The 20,514-nt window shown below is 59.8% G+C and carries 15 protein-coding genes and 1 rRNA gene; 10 read left to right on the top strand and 6 right to left on the bottom strand.

What is annotated here, in order from left to right; translation table 11 throughout:
* Window positions 1-5 precede the first annotated feature (5 nt).
* From VMH22_13130 to VMH22_13115, 4 genes are all read left to right on the top strand, one after another.
* The gene (locus VMH22_13130) at window positions 6-2,345 is read left to right on the top strand and encodes a hypothetical protein (protein ID HTW92632.1); all 2,340 of its coding nucleotides are present in this window, start codon (window positions 6-8) and stop codon (window positions 2,343-2,345) included.
* Window positions 2,346-2,560: 215 nt separating this feature from the next.
* A complete protein-coding gene (locus tag VMH22_13125; GenBank protein HTW92631.1) occupies window positions 2,561-3,820 on the top strand; it encodes a hypothetical protein in 1,260 nt (419 codons plus the stop codon).
* Window positions 3,821-4,112: 292 nt separating this feature from the next.
* A complete protein-coding gene (locus VMH22_13120) occupies window positions 4,113-4,673 on the top strand; it encodes an isoprenylcysteine carboxylmethyltransferase family protein (protein ID HTW92630.1) in 561 nt (186 codons plus the stop codon).
* 92 nt (window positions 4,674-4,765) lie between these two features.
* Window positions 4,766-5,494, top strand: a complete 729-nt coding sequence (locus VMH22_13115) for a DUF5777 family beta-barrel protein (GenBank protein ID HTW92629.1) — start codon at window positions 4,766-4,768, stop codon at window positions 5,492-5,494.
* A 106-nt stretch (window positions 5,495-5,600) separates the two neighbouring features.
* Here VMH22_13115 and VMH22_13110 read toward each other — a convergent pair whose 3' ends face one another.
* The gene (locus VMH22_13110) at window positions 5,601-6,122 is read right to left on the bottom strand and encodes a flavodoxin domain-containing protein (GenBank protein HTW92628.1); all 522 of its coding nucleotides are present in this window, start codon (window positions 6,120-6,122) and stop codon (window positions 5,601-5,603) included.
* A gap of 123 nt (window positions 6,123-6,245) precedes the next feature.
* A complete protein-coding gene (locus VMH22_13105; GenBank protein HTW92627.1) occupies window positions 6,246-7,256 on the bottom strand; it encodes a hypothetical protein in 1,011 nt (336 codons plus the stop codon).
* Window positions 7,257-7,644: 388 nt separating this feature from the next.
* Here VMH22_13105 and VMH22_13100 point away from each other — a divergent pair, with 388 nt between their 5' ends.
* Complete coding sequence (locus tag VMH22_13100; protein HTW92626.1) at window positions 7,645-9,846, top strand: carboxypeptidase regulatory-like domain-containing protein; 2,202 nt, start codon at window positions 7,645-7,647, stop codon at window positions 9,844-9,846.
* Window positions 9,847-10,098: 252 nt separating this feature from the next.
* Window positions 10,099-10,359, top strand: coding sequence for an SWIB/MDM2 domain-containing protein (locus tag VMH22_13095; protein HTW92625.1), 261 nt, complete (start codon window positions 10,099-10,101; stop codon window positions 10,357-10,359).
* A gap of 353 nt (window positions 10,360-10,712) precedes the next feature.
* Here VMH22_13095 and VMH22_13090 read toward each other — a convergent pair whose 3' ends face one another.
* From VMH22_13090 to VMH22_13080, 3 genes are all read right to left on the bottom strand, one after another.
* Entirely contained in the window at window positions 10,713-12,452 is a 1,740-nt protein-coding gene (locus VMH22_13090) for a hypothetical protein (GenBank protein HTW92624.1), read from the bottom strand.
* Between the two features lie 263 nt (window positions 12,453-12,715).
* Entirely contained in the window at window positions 12,716-14,095 is a 1,380-nt protein-coding gene (locus tag VMH22_13085) for a class I SAM-dependent methyltransferase (GenBank protein ID HTW92623.1), read from the bottom strand.
* Between the two features lie 126 nt (window positions 14,096-14,221).
* Complete coding sequence (locus tag VMH22_13080) at window positions 14,222-14,446, bottom strand: hypothetical protein (GenBank protein ID HTW92622.1); 225 nt, start codon at window positions 14,444-14,446, stop codon at window positions 14,222-14,224.
* A 240-nt stretch (window positions 14,447-14,686) separates the two neighbouring features.
* Here VMH22_13080 and VMH22_13075 point away from each other — a divergent pair, with 240 nt between their 5' ends.
* The 3 genes from VMH22_13075 (at window position 14,687) to VMH22_13065 (ending at window position 17,072) form a co-directional block, all read left to right on the top strand.
* On the top strand, window positions 14,687-15,163 hold the full coding sequence (locus tag VMH22_13075; GenBank protein ID HTW92621.1) for a PIN domain-containing protein: 477 nt from the start codon (window positions 14,687-14,689) through the stop codon (window positions 15,161-15,163).
* The gene (locus VMH22_13070) at window positions 15,147-15,356 is read left to right on the top strand and encodes a hypothetical protein (protein ID HTW92620.1); all 210 of its coding nucleotides are present in this window, start codon (window positions 15,147-15,149) and stop codon (window positions 15,354-15,356) included. The genes VMH22_13075 and VMH22_13070 overlap by 17 nt, the downstream gene beginning before the upstream one ends.
* A gap of 291 nt (window positions 15,357-15,647) precedes the next feature.
* The gene (locus VMH22_13065) at window positions 15,648-17,072 is read left to right on the top strand and encodes a hypothetical protein (GenBank protein ID HTW92619.1); all 1,425 of its coding nucleotides are present in this window, start codon (window positions 15,648-15,650) and stop codon (window positions 17,070-17,072) included.
* A gap of 70 nt (window positions 17,073-17,142) precedes the next feature.
* Here the strand turns inward: VMH22_13065 and VMH22_13060 are convergent, their stop codons facing one another.
* On the bottom strand, window positions 17,143-17,514 hold the full coding sequence (locus tag VMH22_13060) for a hypothetical protein (GenBank protein HTW92618.1): 372 nt from the start codon (window positions 17,512-17,514) through the stop codon (window positions 17,143-17,145).
* Between the two features lie 887 nt (window positions 17,515-18,401).
* Between VMH22_13060 and VMH22_13055 the strand changes: the two genes are divergently transcribed.
* Window positions 18,402-20,514: ribosomal RNA gene (locus VMH22_13055) — 23S ribosomal RNA — on the top strand; the annotation flags it as partial.

Genomic DNA, 20,514 nt, shown 5'->3' with positions numbered 1-20,514 from the left:
CCGCAATGGGAACGCCCGCGCCCCACGCCGTCAAATGGCTGGTTGACCTGTCTGCGTGCAACGCACAGGCAGACCGCTTCGGCCAAGACCGCAAGGTCTTCCTGTCCGGCCACCACAAAGAAGAACAACTCCCTCCTGCGTTTGAGTCCGGTCCGGTCAGTGGCAGACGTGTGCTCCTGAACCTTCAGACGGCATTGCTGGCCCTTCTCTTCGTCTCCCTCGCTTCGGGCCTTGAGCCCGAGTGGACCATACGCCTGCCTGACTCGCTGTCCGGACTTCCGGGTCCGCAATGCGCCGCATACAACCCCATGACAGACAAGGTTTATGTGGGAGGGTCTGGAAACTGCGTGTTGGTTATCGACTGTGCCACCAACAAGAAAGTCGCGCGGATACCGACCAAGTCGGGAACGATGGCGATATTCTGTAGCCCGGTGAATGGCAGGATATACTGCGTTGGTGAACTCCTGACGGTGATTGACGGGGTTAGAGACGTTGTCGTTGAGACGTTGCGCGTGAACCAAAGCGCCCTTTGCTACAACTCCCGACGCCAGCAACTCTATGCATACGGAGGACGTTGGACTATCGTTATCGACACGAAGAACGATTGTGTCGTGGACTCCTTGAATGTGGGCGCCTTCGCGCTCTGTTACAACCCGAACGATGACAAGGTCTACTGCAGGACCCGAAGTGGCGTGAGGATACTGAGTGGCCGCGAGGGCGCGTTTGTCGCGGACGTTCCACTGGAGAATGGGGCATGGGAGAACCACGGCGACCACGCATCCAACGTGGGGGTAGAGAGAGGGTCGCTGCTATGCTATAACCCCGCAAGCAACAAGGTCTATTGCGCGAACTACGGCAGTAAGACAGTTACCGTGATTGATGGTAGCACCAACGCGGTCGTGGCCACCGTGGCCGTCGGTCCCGGCCTGGTAGGTATCTGCTGCAACCCGCACGATAACAAGATCTACCTCGCCAATGGCGCGTATCCGCAGGGCTGGCCCTTCCACGAAATCGGCGATTCTAACGTAACAGTCGTGGACGGCGCGACGGACAAAGTCATCGCCACCGTCGCGACCCATGGCCGACCCATGGTGCTCTCCTACGATTCGGCGAGTGGCAAAGTGCTGGCTGCGTGCAGAGTCGCAACCACCCTTGCTGAGAGTTCCTCTAGGGTGCCCGTAGCCGGCAAGGGAGAAAGCAAACCAACGGTCGACATCATTGATGGCAGGTCGAATAGGCTTGCGGCGAGCGCCACCGTGCGCCACGATATTGTGGCCTTCTGCTTCGACTCGCGGAGGAGACGCGCCTATTGCCTGGATCCTGACCGCGACCAACCCGACGTGGTGGTGCTGGCGACTGCGTCTGGCGAAGTGATAGCGAAGTTGCCCACCGCGCGTCATCCGGGCGTACTCTGCTACAACCCGCGTGACAACAAGCTGTACTGCTCCATCCGGAGGGAGGGCGAGCTCGTGGTGCTGGACGGCTCGACCAACCGTTTCCTGGCCACGGTGCAGAACGGTCGAAACCCCTGGCGGATGTGCTACAACTCCAGGGAAGACAAAGCCTATTGTGATGGTGAGTACGATACCAGATGTCTCGTGTTCGACGGCAAGACCGACACGGTGATATCGAATCTGATGATAGGTTCGCCCGTATGGTACGACTCGCTGAACAACTGGGTCTACTCCTTCAAACAGATTTGGGCTAACAGCCGAGTTGTGATGACGGACGGCACCACCGACAGCACGATAGCAGAAGTCCCGTTCGAGGTCGACTGGTCTTTCTGCAGCAATCCCAAGGCCAACAAAGTCTACTGTGCCTCCGAGCAAAGAGGAAAGCTAGCGATCATCGACGGCGCGACACACGCATTGGTCACGAAGATACCAATTGGTCCTGGCGGGCACGTCCTCTGCTGCGACTACAAGGATAACAAGGTCTTCTGCGCAGAGGAGACGATGAGGGTGATAAATGGCACTACCAACGCAGTGGACACAAGCTGGTTCATGCCCGCGTACGCCATGTGCTACAATCCGTGGGACAACAAGCTCTACGTGGGCGGGAGACTCGGTCTGTCAGTCCTCGATGCCGCAACGAACAGAATCATAGCCAACTTCAGCGACTACGCGGGGACTAGAAACATCTGCTACAATACTGCTGACAATTGCGTCTACTGCGTTTGCGACAACCGGGTCGCGGTCGTTGATGGCGCCAGCAACGAGATTCTCCGCACCTACACGGTCGGACATGACTGGCATGTTCTGGCCTGCAACACTAAACAGAATCGAATCTACGTCGCGAACCAGGACGGGTACGACATTTCAGTGATCCGCGGCGGCAGTCGGTGAGAGGAACTTGGAACTGAGACGGATAACCCCTTCATTGATGGCGGTCAAGGCGAGGCATGACAAGATGGTCGGTTTGGTCGGGAGGGTGATGATGACAGCCGACAGCTTGCGGCTTGCAGCTAACCGTCCGGACAAGGACCGGACTCAGTTCGCGGAGTGTGCGGCTAACGGTTGACGGTTAGCCGAATGAGGAGAAGACAAGGAGGAGTGAAGTGGTGAACCGTAGATTAGTGCTTGTTGTGCTCGTCCTGGTCTTGGGTCAAGGCTGTTCCCGGAAGGCGCACGTCGTCTGGCAGCAGCGCTATGACTCAGGCCGGGGCGACTTCGGCAGTTCGGTCGCGGCCGACGGCCGGGACATCGTCGTCGGCGGAATCTGTCGCGATACCTCAGCCGGACCTTCCGGGACCACGTGGGAACTTCTTCGCTATGACAAGGACGGCAAGCTGCTTTGGCACCGGACGTACGACCGGGGCAGGCGCGATTCGCTTGCCGCAATCGCGGTCGCGTCCAATCACGACATCGTGGGCGTGGGTTGCTCAGCCTCGAATGCCGCTGACACGGTTCGACTGCTGCTGGCTAGGTTCTCCGCTCAGGGCGAGAAGAAGTGGGAGAAGGAGTTCGCCTTTGGCCCGGCCACCCGGGGGTCGGCTTTGTGCCTGGACAGCGCCGGCCGGATTGCGGTCTGCGGTTCGGTGAGCAGCGGCGACTCGCTCGCCGGCAGCGACATTCTGTTCGTGCGGTTTGACTCTCTTGGCAGCCTGCTCGACCGCGAGACGCTGGACTTCGGCTCGAACGAGTTCGGCCAGAGCCTGGTTCAAGACCCGGTCGGAACTTCAGCCATTGTGGCCGGCAGACGAGTGCCACGCCCGGGCGAGCTCGACTCGGTCGCAGCCAGGGACATCGTGAGCGCCGGTCTGAGCCCGGATTCGGGACTGCGCTGGCGGCGGCGATATGGCTCGGGCAATACCGACTTACGGGTATGCCTGGCATGGCCGGCCAACAGGCTCGAGAACGGACTATACGCCGCGCCCAGCCTTTTCCTGGTCGTTACCACGCAGGACACCTCAGGAACGTCTAGTCACCTCGTTGAGTACTCCCGGAACTATTACGGGACCGCGGTCTTGCACGATCTGCGCTATCCGACCGCGCCGAATGCGGTCTGCATGGCCGTTGTCACGGGACGCGACGGCGGGATTCTCGGCGTTGGCTCAGAGGATGTTGAGGGCAAGCGTCAGTGTCTGCTCTGGCGTTACTTCCGGGGGCAGTTCGCTACTTTCCTGCCCGGCAGCGGGTATCTCCCCGGAACCGATGAGCAAGCAAACGCGGTCGCTCTTGACGCAGACGGCAACGCAGTGGTTACCGGTGTATCCGGCTCGGCGGGCAAGACCGGCGTCCTGACCGTCAAGGTCGCCCTTCCCCACTACAAGCCACTCCCCAACATCGATTATCCCAGAACATGGAGCGGCGGTCATTGACCACCACGGTCGCGCTGACGATGGCAGGGCGTGGACTGCACATTGGTTCGCGGGATCGAACACCGTTCGGCGAGGTAGTATGCAGGCGGAAAGGCGGGAGCTGGAAAGGCAGAAGCATGAGCAGGAAGCCGTTCCTATCGGTCGCGCCGCTGATGATCGAGCACCGTCTCATCGATGCGACCGCAGATACGTCCACGTGCACTAAGGGAGCGTGGCCGACGAAGGGGCGAAGGAGCCAAATGTGCCGTGACCGGACGGGTACGCATACATGGCGGCGAGCAGAGGGTGGGTGATGTACCCGCATAGGCATGTCCTGATCCTCGTAGCGTTTGTGGCGGCGTACGGATTCCTTGAGGTCGCGACACTCGCTCGGACGAGAGCGAAGGTCAGAGTCGCCAGCCGCGACTGGACTTTCTACGCCGTGACGATTCCCGGAATGCTCTCCATATATGTCCCCTTGGTCGTCGCCTTCTTTTCTCGGGCGCCGGTCGCGCGGCAGTTCTTCGCGGTCGGGCTCATCTTGTTTGTATGCGGGTGCATCATCCGGATACGAGGCGTTTCGGAGCTTGCCGGCTTCTTCTCCACTGATGTGGAGAGACGGGAAGGTCATGCCCTTGTCAGCCGCGGGCTGCACGCGGTCATTCGCCATCCGGCCTACCTGGGCACAATCCTGTTATCATTCGCGGTGCCGATCGCCTTGCGTTCGCAGTTGTGGCTGTTCGTATTCCCGGTGCTTACGGTCGCGGGCGAATTGCTCAGGATCCGCAAGGAGGAGGCATTCCTCATCAAGAACCTGCCCGGATACGACGAGTACATGAAGAAGACGCGCAGGCTCATTCCCGGTGTCTACTAGCCTGCGGCCTCGTCCGCTCTACGCTTGAAGCTTGACTTTGGTCGTCGCTCCCCGATAGAATCCCACCTGGTTCTGCACGAAAGGAGTGTAGCGTGACGCTAGTTCTTCTACTGCTCGTGTTTCCCGGCCAGCGATTCGTCAACCTGCCCACCGGGACTATGCCCGAGCCGCACGTATGGCAGGTCGCGGTCTCGCACCGTTTCCTCTCGGCGCTGACCGCGCCTGGATGGGACAAAGACCCGCTGCAGGTTTTCACCGGCGCCAATGTGCGCGTGACCGTTGACAAGTCGCTCGGAGACAGGCTACTCGTTGGGTTCGCCGACGCCATCTCAAGCCGGGTGGTCGGGCTGCGCGCCGCCTGGGCCCCGCTGGACTGGCTCACGCTCTATCCCGAGCTGAACGCGCACCTCTACCATGTCACGCCCGACAGCACGTGGCTTAACGTCGGTTTCTGTTTCCATCGGGCAATCGAAGAGCGACTGGCGCTGGCCGCCATGCCCCGGTACACCACTAATTCAAAGCACCACTATGTCTCGATCGGGCTCGCGGCCAAGACCGGCCTCGGAGACGGGTACTCGGCCGCGCTCGAAGCCGAGCCGGTCCTGATCGGCCGCGACTCCACCACCCGACAGCTCGCGTTCGGCATTGCCTTCGACAAGCAGGTCGGCTGGCACGACTTCAGCATAACCCTCGGAGCCGCGCACGAGCAGACGGCCCCGGCTTTGTTCCGCAGCGCGGGCGAGCCAACGGCCTACTCGGACGTGCTCGACCTGACCAAAGGCTACTTCCGTGTCGGATTCAATCTGCTGAGGAAGATCTAGGCTGAGCGGAACGACCGCGTGAACACGAGGTGTGGAGGGCTTTCACTCTGCGTCAGCATGTGGTGCAGAGTCAGCCGCTGGCGGTTACGAGCGACGTAGTCGGTGTCTACGCCGGTCGGGCAGTAAAGAGCGGCGCGAGGCCTGCGGCCCGGGCCTCGATTTCGTCCCACTTGCGGAAGTCGCCCGGCGGGGCCTTTATCATCTTCATGATTTGCCGCGTGATGAAACCAAGCTTCTGCGGGTCGTAGGCACCCGCGAATCGTCCTTCACAGATAGGCTTCGCCTGCCGGCGTATGGGCTCGAGATAGCGCTCGGCCTGAGTCCGACCCTTTTCATCGGTCGCGGTCATCGCCAGGCAGACGACAAAGGCGGCGAAGGGCTTTGTCCCAAGGTCGGTAGCGTTACGCCTGGCGAACTGGAGTGCATCCGGGTGGAGCCTGCCGGCATGCACTGCGGTACCCAGCACTACCGCAGCATAGGATGCAGTGTCTCGGATGTCCTTCGCGCGCACGGCCTCGGCCGCGAAGCCGTTCCGGTTGAGGACCTCGGCTATCCGCTCGGCGACGCCGGCAGTGGAGCCGGCCCAGGTCGCGTAGGCAACGAGCACTCTTGGTTTTGTATCGGTCATCAGCACCTCTTCTCTGCAGCGAATGCTATTGACGGATTGCCGGCTGTCAACCTGTGCACAGGCAAGGAAGCGAGCGGCCGGTTGGTGCCGGCCGCCCGCGATGTGGCTGTAGGCGGTGTTCTGCTAGCGGTACTGATCTATGAGGTCGTCCGTATAGCTTGCCACCGCATTAGCGAGGTCATTCACCTCGTTGATGCCCGCGTCTACCATCTGGGAGGTGATGAACTTGTGACCCGGACCCCAGATGTAGGAAACCGAGATCGACGAGTTGTAGCCGGGGTTATCTTCATCCTGTTCCATCGAGATGACGTAGAGCTCAAGCTGTGCGTCTTCCTGCGAGTAGACCACGCGCAGTCCTTCGTCGCTCAGTTCCTGTCGGACCGCGTTGGCGAACTGCTGCCCGACGTTGTCGTTACCGGTATAGTTGATGTAGACCCCAACCCGGTTGTGCGGAAGCCGAATGACGTATGAAGGATAGTAAGCGGGCGCGTAGTAGAGTGTCGGGCCGAACATGAACAGGAAGCCCCAGTCGCCGTGGTAGTGATGATACCGCCATTCCTCGTGGCGGCCATGCCAGTTTAGCCCGCTGTAGTAGTGTGCGCTGCGGCCGAGATAGTAGTTGTGCCCGCCGCCGGAGCCTGGGGCGTTGCCGCCACCGCCTCCCTGGCGTGGGTTACCGCCGGGCTGCGGGACATTGATGTCGCCGCCGGCAGACTGGTGGTAGGTCCGCTGGTTGTCGCTCGGCTGAACCACCGTCTTACTCGGTTGGGGGACGACCTCGGATTGCCCGTACGTCGGAGAATTCGGTTCCCTGACCACGTCGGGCCGGGATTGAGGGGCTTGTCCGTAGTTGGGATTGGATTGGCTGGACTGCGGAGGTTGGGCCGGTTGGCTTCTGGATTGAGTCGACTGGTCCGGCTTGTCGGGTTGCGCGGCGGGTTGAGCCGTTGCGGCGGTCCCGTTGTTGTCCTTGTTCGACTGGTCGGGTTGCTGGGCTGGCTGAGCCGGGGCGACGGCGGCGCTGTTGTCCTTGTCCGACTTGGGCTTGTTTACGGCAGCGTTGTCGTCGGCCCAAGCCGTCAACACGATTGCCGTCAAAGCGAGAGCCACCAGGACTGTCTTCGATCTGTTCATGTTCACCTCTTTCGGATGGGTTGCCTGCCACCCGTTCAGGAATCTCTGCTTTCGCATCTTCAAGTTAGACGTCGAGCGAGGCAGGAGCACCGTCCTTCATCCGGGACCTCCATGACCTCGACATTCACTCTTTAATCTTAGACACATACCATAATAGCAAACCTGCTATTCCGGGCAAACCATTGCGGATTCCTGCATGCGGGCGAGAGCCGAGTCTGCACCCGGCAGCCCGGCCCCATCTGGAAAAGCTCGACACCCAAGGTGTCAGTTTCATAATACATAGGTGATTCCATGCCGGGATAGCGAATCCTGACCCATCGGCTTCTGGTTCGATCCTGGTGGCCCGAAGCAGGGCCGACGGTCAGACACTGCAAGACAAGGAGCGCGTATGAGAAGACTGATCGTTGTCATCGCCGCACTGGCACTCTGTGCGAGCGCCTACGCCACCAACGGGATTTCCGGAGTTGTCACCGACTACACGACGGGCGTCCCGATTTACCACGCATGCCTCGCCGGCAGCGGACTTCCGACTACCTACACCGACTCAAGCGGCGGGTACTTCATATACGCGAACCCAGGCCACTACACGATCTGGACCAGCGCTTCGGGCCACGAGAACGGCATCTATCCTGAGTCGATTCACGTTGTCCAGGGTCAGGTGACTGACAGCATCAACTTCGCCCTCATATCGTACGCGGGCAAGCAGGGCATCGGCGGACGCCTGACCGATGGGAGGCGCGAACTTGGCATCGGCGGCGGTATAGTCATCGCCAGCGGGCAGGGCGTCTGCGACACGGCAACGTCAGTGACCAGCGGCGGGTACGTCATCAGCGGACTCGCGGTCGGGAAGTACGAGGTCAAGGCTGAGGCGAACGGATTCCAGCCCATGACCATCGATTCAGTCCAAGTGGATTCAGCCCAGGTGAAGTGGTGCCCGTTCTATATGTATCCGGAGAGCTTACCGCCGATGGGCATCGCCGGGCGTGTCACCGACTACGAGACCGGCAATCCGATCTACCACGCGTCCCTGGCGGGCGCCGGACTGCCGACCACGTACACCGACTCCAACGGCGTGTATTACATCTCCGCCAATCCGGGCCACTACACAATCTGGGGCGGCCGCGACGGGTATGAGAACGGTATCTATCCCGAGTCCATCACGGTTGTGCAGGACCAGGTAACCGACAGCATCAACTTCGCGTTTATCAAGTGGTACGGCAAGACCGGTATTGGCGGACGACTGACCGACGTGAGCAAGATGCTCGGCATCGGCGGCGGCACGATTATCGCCAGCGGGCATGGAGGTTGTGACACGGCAACGTCGGTACCGACCGGCGGGTATGTCATCAGCGGGCTGGCGGCCGGGAAATACCAAGTCAGCGCTGAGGCCGAAGGCTTCCAGCCTATGGTCTATCCGGACTCGGTCACAGTCGTAAGTAACCAGGTTACCTGGACTCCGTTCTACATGGAACCAGAGAGCACCATGTATGGTTGCATGGGCGGAAACGTAACCAACAGAGGTAACGGCGCGAGCGTGTTCGGAGCCTTGATCACTGCGACCAGCATAGGAAGGGATTACGCCAATACCGGAACGCAGGGGAGCTACACGGTCAGCAATCTCCCACCCGGCAAGTACCTGGTCACGGCCAGCGCCGCGGGGTTCGATGCTTCGGTGTGCGATACCGTTGACGTAACGGCCGGCCATACTGTGAGTGGAGTCAACTTCAGCCTCCAGTCGTCCAGCAGCGGAAGCGGCGGCATGGCGGGCGGCGTAGCCGATTCGGCCACGCTGAAACCGATCGCCCATGCTCGAGTATTCGTGTGGGGCAGCAAGGGCCAGAGCTACGCCTACTCGGACTCGATCCATGGCTACAGCGTCAACGGCCTTGCCGACGGCTGGTACAGAGTGCGTGCCGACGTCCGGGGCTACTTCCCAACCTGCTTCCCGGAGAGTGTCGAGGTCGCCGGCGGCCAGATTACGGGCAACATCGACCTGCGGCTGCGGGCAGCCGGTTCTAACACCGGCATCGCCGGATTCGTCTACGACGGCTTCCGGCAGGTTGAGATTCCGGGCGCGCACGTGAGGGTAGTCGGCCCGAGCTTCCTGGAGACCAACGCCGGCGGATTCGGTGACTACCTGCTCACCGGCATGCCAGCCGGCGACTACATCGTCGAGGCTGAGGCTTCGGGTTACAAGCCCGGAAATTGCCCGGACCAGATCACCGTCGTGAGCGGCGGAATCGCTTCCTTCGCCAGCCCCGCGCTCTACCCGGCAACGGCCGTGGCTGAGCCGCGCGTCCCCATCAGCGTCCTGACTCCGACTCTCGTGGCTTCCCCCAACCCTGCCCGCGGAGCGGTGCGGGTGCAGTGGGAGGTGGCGCGACCGGGCCTCGTCAAGCTCCGTGTGTTCGACAACACGGGCCGTATTGTGCGCACGATTCAGAACGCGTACCAGGCGGCCGGGCATTACTCGGCGAACTGGAACGGAGTCGGCGATAACGGCCGGCACGTCGCCAATGGTATCTTCTTCTACCGTCTTGATGCCCCCGGAATCCACAATGTCGTCAAGGTCGCGATAGTAGGCAGATAGCGCGGTAACGTCTGTTAAGAGAGGCGCGGCCCCGGCCGCGCCTCTCTTGTTCCCGGCAGCCGGCGCAGCCGCGAGGCACGAGCGTCCGACTGCCGCCTCTAACCGCCTGTAAGAAATGCTTGACAGGGAAGAAGCTAGGCCGAGAATGAGGCATAAATGGCCGACCAAAGGCGGCCGTCAGGGGTTCGCAGGCACGAAGAATTGCCCTGGAAGGGCAGAAAGGACTCGTCTATGCCGAGAGGACAGGCCCTCATGAAGAGGACCGTGAAACTGACCGATGAGATGCAGCCGGTGTTCGGCCCGGGCAAGGTCATCAAGGTAAGCGACCTGAACAAGAAGCTCTGGGCCTACATCAAGAAGAACAAGCTGATGACCGGTGAAGGCCCGCTGATGAAGCGCTCCATCAAGGTCACCGACGACATGAAGCCGGTGTTCGGCGCCAAGGCGACGATCAAGATCGGCGAGATGATGAAGCTGCTCTGGGTCTATATCAAGAAGAACAAGCTGTTCTAGTCCTTCCGTGACCGGGCCTCCGGGCTCGTGCGGCGAAGACCCGCGCGGGTCCGGAGCCGTTTCAGCGGGCAAGTCCGAAGCCCCAAGTCAGAATGACGATTGAATGCGGGCAAGACTCGAAGTCCGGACGTGCGCAACGACAGATGAACCCAGATGAACACAGATACCGGGCAGAGGCAAACTGCAATCGGACGAAGTCAGAATTCAGTATGCAGAAGGACGGAGTGGAGTCATACCACCAGGACGCCAAGGCACAAAGAGGCATTCGGGTGACGTCAGAAACCGGAATGTAGAATGCAGGAGGCTGAAGGGATAGGGGACTTGGGCTGCAGCTTGCGTTTGAGCCGAGTATGTCAGCGGTTGGCGTTGAGCGTGTCCACGAAGAAGAGGGCGACCACCGGTTTGTGGTTCGGGCCCGGACCTGAGTAGCTGTCGGGTTCCTGTCCGAGGTCGGGCAGGTCTCTGGCTTTGACGGCGCTCTTGTAGGCTGCGAGGGCGGCCGGTACGGACAAGGAGTCTGGCGGCAGACAGCGAAGATAGGCGCCGGCCACGCGCCGGTCTCCGGAATAGTATCGAATGCGGACGAGTTTCCGGGCGTAGACATCCGTGTCAGCGGGCGCAGTACTACCCTTGGCAGCATACACCAGCACCGCCAGCGGCGCATTCCGGAGGCGGCGGGCGCGCTCGTAGGCCTCGGGGTGGTCAACGTCGTAGAACCGGTAGGGCTGCATGATGGTTGAGAACCAGCTCCGGTCGGGCAGAAGCGGCAGGCTTTCACCGAACACGCGGTCGAGGATGAGCCGGAAAGTGTTGACCGGCGAGATGGAGTCATACCAGGCCGGCCCGGTTGAGTCTTTCGGAATAATGTAAGCATTCAGGATGCACATTCTTTCTCTGAGTTGCTCCGTGTCCACGTCGTCCCAACTGCGGAACGCGGCTGGGCCGTGGTCGCCCTGCACGATGATTATGGGCGGCCGGCTCGACCGGGCCAGAATGCGGTCGATCATCTGCCTCGCTTTGAATGTGACAAACTCGGACTGGTCCCGGAAGCTCTTCATGTAATCCTGACGCATCGTCTGTTTGTTGATGATCGGTGCGGCATTTTCATCGTCCAGCGTGTAGACCTCGGACGGGTTGAGCTTTTCGCCATGCGGGCCGAAAACAAAGGGCGGATGGGGACAGACGATGTGGGCGAAAGCGAATATCGGGGGCCGCATCTCGGCGACATCCGGGAGGCGCTCGATCGCGTAGAGGATGAGCTGCCGCTGCGCGTCCCACTGAGAACGCCGCGCGACGAGTTTCAGCATGGCCGGCAGCGCGGTCGTGCTGATCAAAACGTTCTGGAATTCACTCAGGGCCCACCGCGGTGCGTAGTGGACGTCGGCGTCTTTGAACTCCGTACCGTTGTAGCCGGAGGCGAACGATACCATTCTGTAGCCGTGCTGCTGCAGGAAGTTTCTTACCCGGTTATGGGCAATCATCTCAAGCAAAGGGGAGTGGTCGTCCGATGCGGTGCCTGCTCGCCGGGCAACGGAATCGAGGTAGGTCAGGTTGAGAGAAGAGGCCAGCGAAAGGTAGGTCTGCGCGTAGTTGGAGCGGCTGTGCGACCCGACGAGGAAGCCCTTACTGCGGAGATAGTCTATGAAGCCCGAGTTGTCATAGCCGTAGGGCTGCTTCAGCACGTCCCCCCGGGTATAGGTGTCGAATATGATGTAGTAGATGTCGGGCAGATTCGTTGTCTTTGACTCCGCCGTAACGGCCGTACTCACCCTGGGCGTCCACCAACGGACGAGCGACGGAACCCCGGTGACGAGATTCATGAGGACAAGGGCGAGGGAAGCGAGGTTGAGGAAGATCGTGAGCCCGCTGAACTCCCGGCGCGGCCGGGCGAAGTACAGAATACCTGGAAGAAGGATGATAGCAGCAGATACCGGCAGCAGCGCTGGTTTCGCTTCGGAGCCGATGATGCCCTGTGCCCTTCCATATAGGAAGAAGAGGATCAGGAAGAGAGAGACGACCAGCGCCGCCCTGCGGCTGCTTCGCATCAGGGCCCATAGCAGAAGCCACAGCCCGAGTGCGACGGAGAAGGACATCGCAAGGGGAAGCAGGAGCTCGGCCGGTGCGATAGGCAGTTTCGCGGCGTTGTGTGAGTAGAGGAACAGGACAGGGGCGAGGGCTAAGAGGAGGTGATGGACCGGGAAGGGCCGGGGACCGGAAGACGGGGGCACGGTCAGCCCAGGAACCGAGATAGGGACTTACCACAAAGACACAGAGACACAAAGAGGGTCCGGACAGAAGTGCCCGGTGTACGTTTGGTGTTCTTGGTGTCTTGGTGGTTCAATGTCGGATTCGGGGGTCAGGGCTGGCGGAGTTCCATCAGGTAGATGGTGCGTTCGGAATCCTTGACCGGGGACGAGGCAAGGGTGGCGAAGCGGAGAGAGAATACCTGCTCGAAAACCTCCTTGGTGTAACCCGGGAAGATGTCATCGCGGGTGGCGAGCAGACGCTGGACCTGCGAGTCCGACTTAGGCACGAATTCGATGATGAGTGTCCGGCAGATGCCGGCAAGGAAATCGGCGATGCGGTCAAAGGGCAGGTTGTTGCCGATAGCGAGGTGGTGGACGAGGGCCAGGGCCAGGGCCGTATCGCACGGCCCGCGTTCGATGAGCGACTGGCGCTCGCGGTTCTGCCAGCCGATAGCCGGGCTGGGATTGGTCAGGTCCGAGAGCAGGGGCAGCAGGTTCTTCTCGCCCCGCTTGCGGCAGTCGAGGTAGTTGAGTTCGACCGCGGCCGGGTCGATGTCGAATGCGATTGTCGGGATTCCGCGGTCGGCAGCGATGCGGCTGAACCGGCCCGTGTTCGCCCCGAGGTCCCAGACGGTCTTCGGGCTCACCTTCTCAAGGTACCCAGCTACGAGTTGCGCCTTGTGTTCGAGCGAGGAATCGGTGTAGTTGGTCGCATCGTAATAATCAGCCCACTCCGTGCCCGCAGGCTTCCACGTGAGCTTCTTCGTGGTCGATTCGAGGTTATCGATCAGACCAAGGAACGCCATGCGGCTCATCTTGCGGTCGACCGGTTTGGCCTGCTTGTCAGCGTACTTGCGCTGGGCCTGTGCGTGGAGGTGGATATGTGTTGCGAGGCCGAGACTCAGGTGGGTCTTTGAAGGCAGCAGGCGGCTCGCCAGGTCAAGCGGGATTCCATCGATGTAGACTCGCAGCAACTGGCTGAGGCGGACATCGGCATGGCTCATCAGCGCCAGCGGCGCGAGGAAGTGCTGGCAGAACTGGCGGTAGGCCACCCACGGCTCGCCTTCGCGGTACTGCTCGAACGAGAGCGTGTCAATAAGAACCGGGCGACCGGCAAGGAACTGGATGTTGTAGGCGCTCGCGTCCTTGAGCGACATCCCGTGCTCCAGCGCCTTCTTCTCGATGGACATGGTCGTCAGCGCCGCGTCCTGCAGTTGTGTGAAGCTCCACTCGTAGGGGTAGGAGATGAAGGGGATTGTCTCGGGCTGAATGACAAGGCTGCTGCCGCCGGACATTGGAGGCTCGGAGGTTTCTTCGTGTGGTATCAGTAATCCTGCCTCGGTCAGGTCGCGGTAGAGGCCGGACTCCATGAGCTTCTTGTAGTCAGCCAGATAGCTGTTGTTTATCTGGCGGTAGAGGGTGTCAGAGCGCCGGAAGAGAAAACCGTCGGGGTCGCGAAAAGAACTCGGTACCGACTCGTCAGCGGTCACTGCCGCCGCCGGTCTTCGCCCTGACCCCGAATCCGAAACAAACGGCCACGAAGACACGAAAACGGAGTGAAACGGACAACCGGCATTCTGCACCCGTCAGTTTCGTGTCTTTCGTGCTTTCGTGGCTCAATGTTGGGTCCGGGGTCTGAACAGCCGCTTGACGAAGGCAAGGACTCTCTTCCAGAAGATCCCGATGGCAAACAGCCCGCCAAGCAAGCCGCCGACGAGAAGCTGGACGATGTAGCTGCCGGTGCCCGGATCGAGATAGCCGTAGGCTAGTTGAAGCATGACAGGCGAGATTAGCAGAACTAGAACCAGCACGGGCACGACCGGACGATTGCGGCGACTCATTAACTCCAGATTGTAGCCGCCGGGCGAACAGAGTCAACGCGCGGGGCGAAGACCCGGTTCCGTGACTGGTCCCCTTGACGGATGTCAATCGGCCACGTCCGAGATATGGATTTGCTAACGACAAGCGGTCCGACCCGCGGGTCTTTGGGATTGCAGGGTGTGGCCTATGCCGTGCGCCGGCAGGTTCAGCTGGCAATCGAGCCGGCTTGCGCTCACTGAGTTCAGAGCTACAATCTAGCCGTGCGGTATCGGAGACTTCTCGTCTACGTCGACGCCTCAGTCATCGGCGGCTGTGAGGACGAGGAGTTCAAGGCAGACAGCCTCGCTCTGTGGGAGCGGTTTCGTGACGGGCAGTACGTGCTCGTTCTATCGGAACACACAATCCGTGAACTGAGAGGTGCACCCACGACCGTCCGCAATCGAATAGCCGAGATTCCCAGTGCGAATCAGGTAGTCCTGCCAGACCAACCCGAGGCAGCCACGCTGGCCGAGGCCTATGTCAGGCGCGGAGTCCTCGGCCCGGGTTCATACTCTGATGCCCTCCACATCGCTCTTGCCACGATTCACAGAGTAGACGTGCTCGTCAGTTGGAATTTCCGTCACATCGTGAACCTCGGCCGCATTCGTCTGTTCAATGCGGTCAACATCGCGGAGGGGCTGGGAATCATCGAGATCCGTACACCCAAGGAGGTGCTGGACTATGAACAAGAGCTTTGACGCCGTCGCCTTCATGCGGCGCCGACGTGAAGAGATAGACCGGGAGGACGAGGGCCTGTCCTGGGAGGAGCGCGCGCGCAAGACGAGGGAACTGCTCAAAGATGACCCGCTCTGGCTCTATCTCAAGAAACGCGAGGTCGAGCCGGCCCCACCTGAGCCGGTAGTCGTCTCCGACAAACCACGCCAGCCCTGAGTACATGAAGGTCAGCCGAAGAAACGACTCCGGCGAGCGTGATACGATGCGCCCGGAATATGACTTCTCCGAGACGGCGCGCCGCAGAACCGCCGCGCGTCTTCGGACCACTGCCGATGCGCGTCTGCCTTGACATTAGGGCAGGTTCCGATACAACTAACCCATGCTACCGGTTCTCAGATTCAAGGGACAAGGAGTTAAGTAAAGTGTCCCCGAAATCCCCGAGACGAGATTCAGTCAAGATTGGAGGTGTTTGTGAGCGCGGCAAGGATTCAAGGAGTCTGCAATTTGGTGCTCGTCTTGATGACCTTCCTGGTGGGTACGGCTGTCGCATCAGGCCCTGACACGCTTTGGGTCAGGACGATTGACGTGGGCGGCGATGCAACCGGCGAGGGAATAACTTCAAGGGGTGATGTCATCGCAGTCGCCGGCAACGCTTGGACAAGTGTGTTTAGCGATCTGGTGGCGCTGAGGCTGAACCAGAACGGCGACACCCTCTGGTTTAGACGATACAGCGCCGGCGGAAATGAGTGTGGGTCAAGCGCCTACTTGGATGCTCAGCTTAATGTCTTTGTGGCCGGGTACAGTTCCATTATCTCGGCGCACAGCGGCCGGTCACGTTTTCACACCTGTTCTCAACCTTTAGGCCTCCACTCATGTGCACTGGTCGTGAAATACGACTCTTCAGGCGCGCTCCAGTGGGTAGACTCGGTTCCGGGCGACATGGCTTTCGGAATCACGGCCGATTCTGCGGACGACTGCTACGTTTGGGGCACGCACTATGTATCCGATACAACATCTGATCTCTGGCTGGGCAAACTTGCCCCGAACGGTGAAACCCTCTGGACTAAGACATACCACGTCGCCCCTCGTGCATGCGGCATGCTCCTGGCCAGCAATTCGTCTGGAGAAATCGTCGGCTGTGCGCAAGCGGCAAGCTCAGCCAACTCTGACTGCATGACTCTGCGATTCACGCCGGACGGAGACACGATTTGGACGCGGCGCTACGATTACAGCATCAACGACCAGTGTTGGGGTGTCGCCCTTGACCCATCCGGCAATGTTGTGGTTTCAGGCAGCGTTGCGAATGATACGGCGAAAGGGTTGGTGCTGAAGTACGACTCCAGCGGGACTCTGCTTTGGTCAAAGCTCTTTGGTCTCGACATGGACGTCAAGCTGGGTGGGGCAGCATGCGACTCGGCAGGGAATATCTATGTGAGTGGCTACGCTGGCCCGGACACCAACTGTAGCTGTCTGTTGATGAAACTGGACTCAGCAGGCGGCAAACTCTGGTCGGCAACCTACCGCGGCAGTTTGGGAGTCAACTCAGCAACTGATGTTGCCTGTGATGACTCCGGCAATCCAATCATCACGGGCTGCGTGACGAACCCGCTGGGGTATGACGATTTCCTCGTTTCCAAGTACAGTAGCCTCGCCGGTATCTCGCAATCACATGTTGACGAGCCATCTCGCGCGCGGACCATGACCACCATCACTGCCTTGCCCGAGTTTGTTCTTTGGGTGCCCAACTCAGCTTTCTACAGCGTCAAACTGTGCGATGTGACGGGTCGGATGTTAAGGCAGTTGTACCGTGGCGGTCTTAGTCAGGGACCGCACCGGTTGTCTCTTGGCGGGACTCGCGCCGGAAGCTACTTTGTGAGAGTGACTTCTCCGAGTGCAGCAGTTTCCTTCCAGAGGCTGGTGTTGGTGAAATAGGGCCGCGGCCAGCAAGATAGGCGCAGAGCGCCCGAGCTAGGGCGAGAGCCGCTAGCAGCTAGCCCGCGCCCTATGGCGCGGGAACAACTGCGTCGAAGACCTCGGTTCGGATTCGGGCGAGGACGGCGGAATCAAGGCCGCGGGCGGACCATTTGTCGAGCAAGACTTGGGCGCTCAGCGCGAAGCTTTCGCCCGAGATGCCCTGCTGGCGGGAGAGTTTGTAGAGCTGTCGCGCATAGTTGAGGTAGGCTACGTAGAAGATGGTGTGCACGCCCGCGGCGTTGAGCGTCTGCCGGGCCTTGGTTTCCATCTCGCAGAGGCTGGCCACCGCGGCCTCGTAGCGCTTGAGCATGTCCGGTCGCAGGGTGTCGAGCACTTCCTTCATCCTGGCGGTATCGGTCTTTGTCTGCCAGTTCATCCGTCGCTGATTCGGGTCAGTCATGAGAACTCCTTTCAGTTTAGCGGTCATTAGGGCCAGCCGCGTTCTGCGGCTGTGGTCCCTCACTTAGTTATATGTCCGCCGGGAGCAAGATTTGCTCAAGAATCTTCGTTCTCCGGCGCAACTGGGCCGCGCTGTCGCGGACCTTCACTATGTTATACGCACCAGAAAGCCCCATTTGTTAAGGAATCTTCGTCCTCCTCGGGTCCTTCTTCGTAACTCGTTGTTTCACAGGATGTTATCAAGATAGCCTGTCTGTAATCGGCTGGAAATGACGCCTCGCGAGTCGCCCTGGGAACCGTTCCGGGAACGGTTCGGGGGGTGGTTCGGAGGGCATTTCAGGATGCGATTTGCTCGGGGATTCTGACCGGCACGGTCGGGGCCAGTTGCAGAGCGACTTGCGGATGCAGGTGCAGGGCGATTTTGGCGGCGATTCGCGGGTTGAGAAGCAGGGAGACTGGCAGAGGGATTGTCGTGGCGATTCTCAGTATGACTCTGACCGCGATTTGCAGAGGGACTGCGGCAGGGAATCTCCTTGGGACTTGGGGCACGACTGAGCCGCGAAAGCGGGGACAGTCCCTCGGAGCACGCAGACGCGCGGTACAGTCCCCGTTTTCGCGGGTGATTTGCGAGGCGACTTTCGCGACCCCTTTGAGGAGAGGAGGGAGGAGGGAGGAGAGAGGAGGGAGGAGCGGGCTCGTAAGTGCAAAGCTGGGTTGACGTTAGGTGAGACGTCGTCCTCGCGATTATTCTCTTGCGCTCGTGCAGCCAGTGTGTATAATACTCTCGACTTTCAGCGAGGGTTGTCTATCGTACAATCGTAGGTAGGAACCTCCGCACTGATGGTTCTTGTTCTTTGACAATTTGGAGAAGAGGCAGGCTGATATTCATCTCAAGCTACTAAGAGCGCATGGTGAATGCCTTGGCAGTTGGAGGCTACGAAGGGCGCAGTCAGCTGCGATAATCGCCGGTGAGCTGCAAACAAGCTTTGACCCGGCGGTACCCGAATGGGAGAACCCGTGCGGAGTCATGTCCGTACATCGCCGAGTGAATACATAGCTCGGCGAAGCCAACCCGGTGAAGTGAAACATCTCAGTAACCGGAGGAAAAGAAAGAAAACTCGATTCCCCAAGTAGTGGCGAGCGAACGGGGAACAGCCTAAACCGATCCCAGTGTCAAGCCGGCAGGCGTTGCTGGGGCGGTGTCGCGGGAGCGGCCTGGTCTACTGCCGTGAGATCAAGGAGTTACAAAGGTTGTCGGTTAGTTGAAGACCCCTGGAAAGGGACACCAAAGACGGTGATAGTCCGGTAGGCATAAACTGACAACTCTCCTGGCCGTTTCCCAAGTACCACGGGACACGAGAAACCTTGTGGGAATTTCGGACGACCACGTCCAAAGGCTAAACACTACCAACTGACCGATAGTGAACTAGTACCGTGAGGGAAAGGTGAAAAGAACCCCTGGCGGGGAGTGAAATAGAACCTGAAACCATGTGCTTACAATCAGCGGGAGCATGCCGAATCCTTTCCGCAAGGTTTGGGTGCGGCTGTGACCGCGTGCCTTTTGCATAATGATCCGGCGAGTGTGCGTATGCAGCAAGGCTAAGGTTCAATGAACTGTAACCGTAGCGAAAGCGAGTCCTAATTGGGCGTCAGTTGCATGCGCCCGGCCCGAAACCCGGTGATCTACCCATGGCCAGGTTGAACTCTCGGTAACACGAGAGGGAGGACCGAACCGGTGATCCTTGCAATAATCTCGGATGAGCTGTGGGTTGGAGTGAAAGGCTAATCAAACCGGGTGATAGCTGGTTCTCTCCGAAATGCCTTTAGGGGCAGTCTGTCGCGTTCAGTTGCGGAGGTAGAGCACTGAATGGGCGCTCTCTCACAATGTGAGAGAAAACCCGATCAAACTCCGAATACCGCAACTCCAGAGCGGCGGAAAGAGGCTATGAGCTCTAAGGTCCATGGCCGAGAGGGGAATAACCCAGACCGCCGGCTAAGGCCCCGAAGTGTATGCTAAGTCGAAAAAGAGGTGAGGCTACTCAGACAGCTGGGATGTTGGCTTAGAAGCAGCAATCATTTAAAGAGTGCGTAACAGCTCACCAGTCGAGTGGTCTTGCGCTGAAAATTTATCGGGGGTCAAGCATACCGCCGAAGCCGCGGACTCGTAGCAATACGAGTGGTAGGAGAGCGTTCTGTTGTAGGCCGAAGGCGTCGGGCGACCGGCGCTGGACGAACCAGAAGTGATGATGCCGGAACGAGTAGCGTTAAAACAGGTGAAAAACCTGTTCACCGAAAGCCCAAGGTTTTCTGGGGAAGGTTAATCCGCCCAGAGTTAGTCGGTACCTAAGTCGAGGCTGAAAAGCGTAGGCGATGGAAATCCGGTCAACATTCCGGAACCACCTTGGCGCCGTTATGAACTAAGGGGTGACGCAGAAGGAAAAGCCCGGCCCCGTGTTGGATCGGGGTCTAAGCTATGGAGTTGGGGCGTTGGCAAATCCGCGCCCATGATGCTCTGTGGCGAATGGGACGCCCTCGCAAGAGGGCGGAACCGGGCTGGCCCGACTGCCGAGAAAACCCTCTATGTCAGGCGTCCGGGTGACCGTACCGTAAACCGACACTGGTGGGTGAGGAGAATATCCATAGGTGCTCGGGTGATCTCTTGTTAAGGAACTCGGCAATCTGGCCCCGTAACTTCGGAAGAAGGGGCGCCCGGACCCGCGCAAGCGGGGATCCGGGCCGCAGTGAAGTGGCACTACCGACTGTTTAACAAAAACACAGGTCTCTGCTAAGTCGTGAAGACGATGTATAGGGACTGACACCTGCCCGGTGCCGGAAGGTTAAGGAAGGGGGTCAGCCGCAAGGCAAAGCTCTCGACCGAAGCCCCGGTAAACGGCGGCCGTAACTCTAACGGTCCTAAGGTAGCGAAATTCCTTGTCGGGTAAGTTCCGACCTGCACGAATGGTGTAACGAGTGGTGCGCTGTCTTGACAAGAAGCCCGGCG

It is taken from the genome of bacterium, assembly GCA_035505375.1.
In the GTDB taxonomy this organism is placed as follows: Bacteria; Hydrothermota; Tepidihabitantia; order Tepidihabitantales; family Tepidihabitantaceae; genus UBA2258.
Note: the sequence above shows the minus strand (reverse complement) of the source record. Positions and strands in the feature narration are given on the sequence as shown.

Bases quoted from the DNA above. Each gene is read 5' to 3' on its own strand.
- VMH22_13130 (HTW92632.1), top strand. From the start codon at position 6: ATGGGAACGCCCGCGCCCCACGCCGTCAAATGGCTGGTTGACCTGTCT.
- VMH22_13105 (HTW92627.1), bottom strand. From the start codon at position 7,256: ATGAACAGATCGAAGACAGTCCTGGTGGCTCTCGCTTTGACGGCAATC.
- VMH22_13060 (HTW92618.1), bottom strand. From the start codon at position 17,514: ATGACTGACCCGAATCAGCGACGGATGAACTGGCAGACAAAGACCGAT.
- VMH22_13070 (HTW92620.1), top strand. From the start codon at position 15,147: ATGAACAAGAGCTTTGACGCCGTCGCCTTCATGCGGCGCCGACGTGAA.
- VMH22_13110 (HTW92628.1), bottom strand. From the start codon at position 6,122: ATGACCGATACAAAACCAAGAGTGCTCGTTGCCTACGCGACCTGGGCC.
- VMH22_13100 (HTW92626.1), top strand. From the start codon at position 7,645: ATGAGAAGACTGATCGTTGTCATCGCCGCACTGGCACTCTGTGCGAGC.
- VMH22_13080 (HTW92622.1), bottom strand. From the start codon at position 14,446: ATGAGTCGCCGCAATCGTCCGGTCGTGCCCGTGCTGGTTCTAGTTCTG.
- VMH22_13120 (HTW92630.1), top strand. From the start codon at position 4,113: ATGTACCCGCATAGGCATGTCCTGATCCTCGTAGCGTTTGTGGCGGCG.
- VMH22_13090 (HTW92624.1), bottom strand. From the start codon at position 12,452: ATGTCCTTCTCCGTCGCACTCGGGCTGTGGCTTCTGCTATGGGCCCTG.
- VMH22_13095 (HTW92625.1), top strand. From the start codon at position 10,099: ATGAAGAGGACCGTGAAACTGACCGATGAGATGCAGCCGGTGTTCGGC.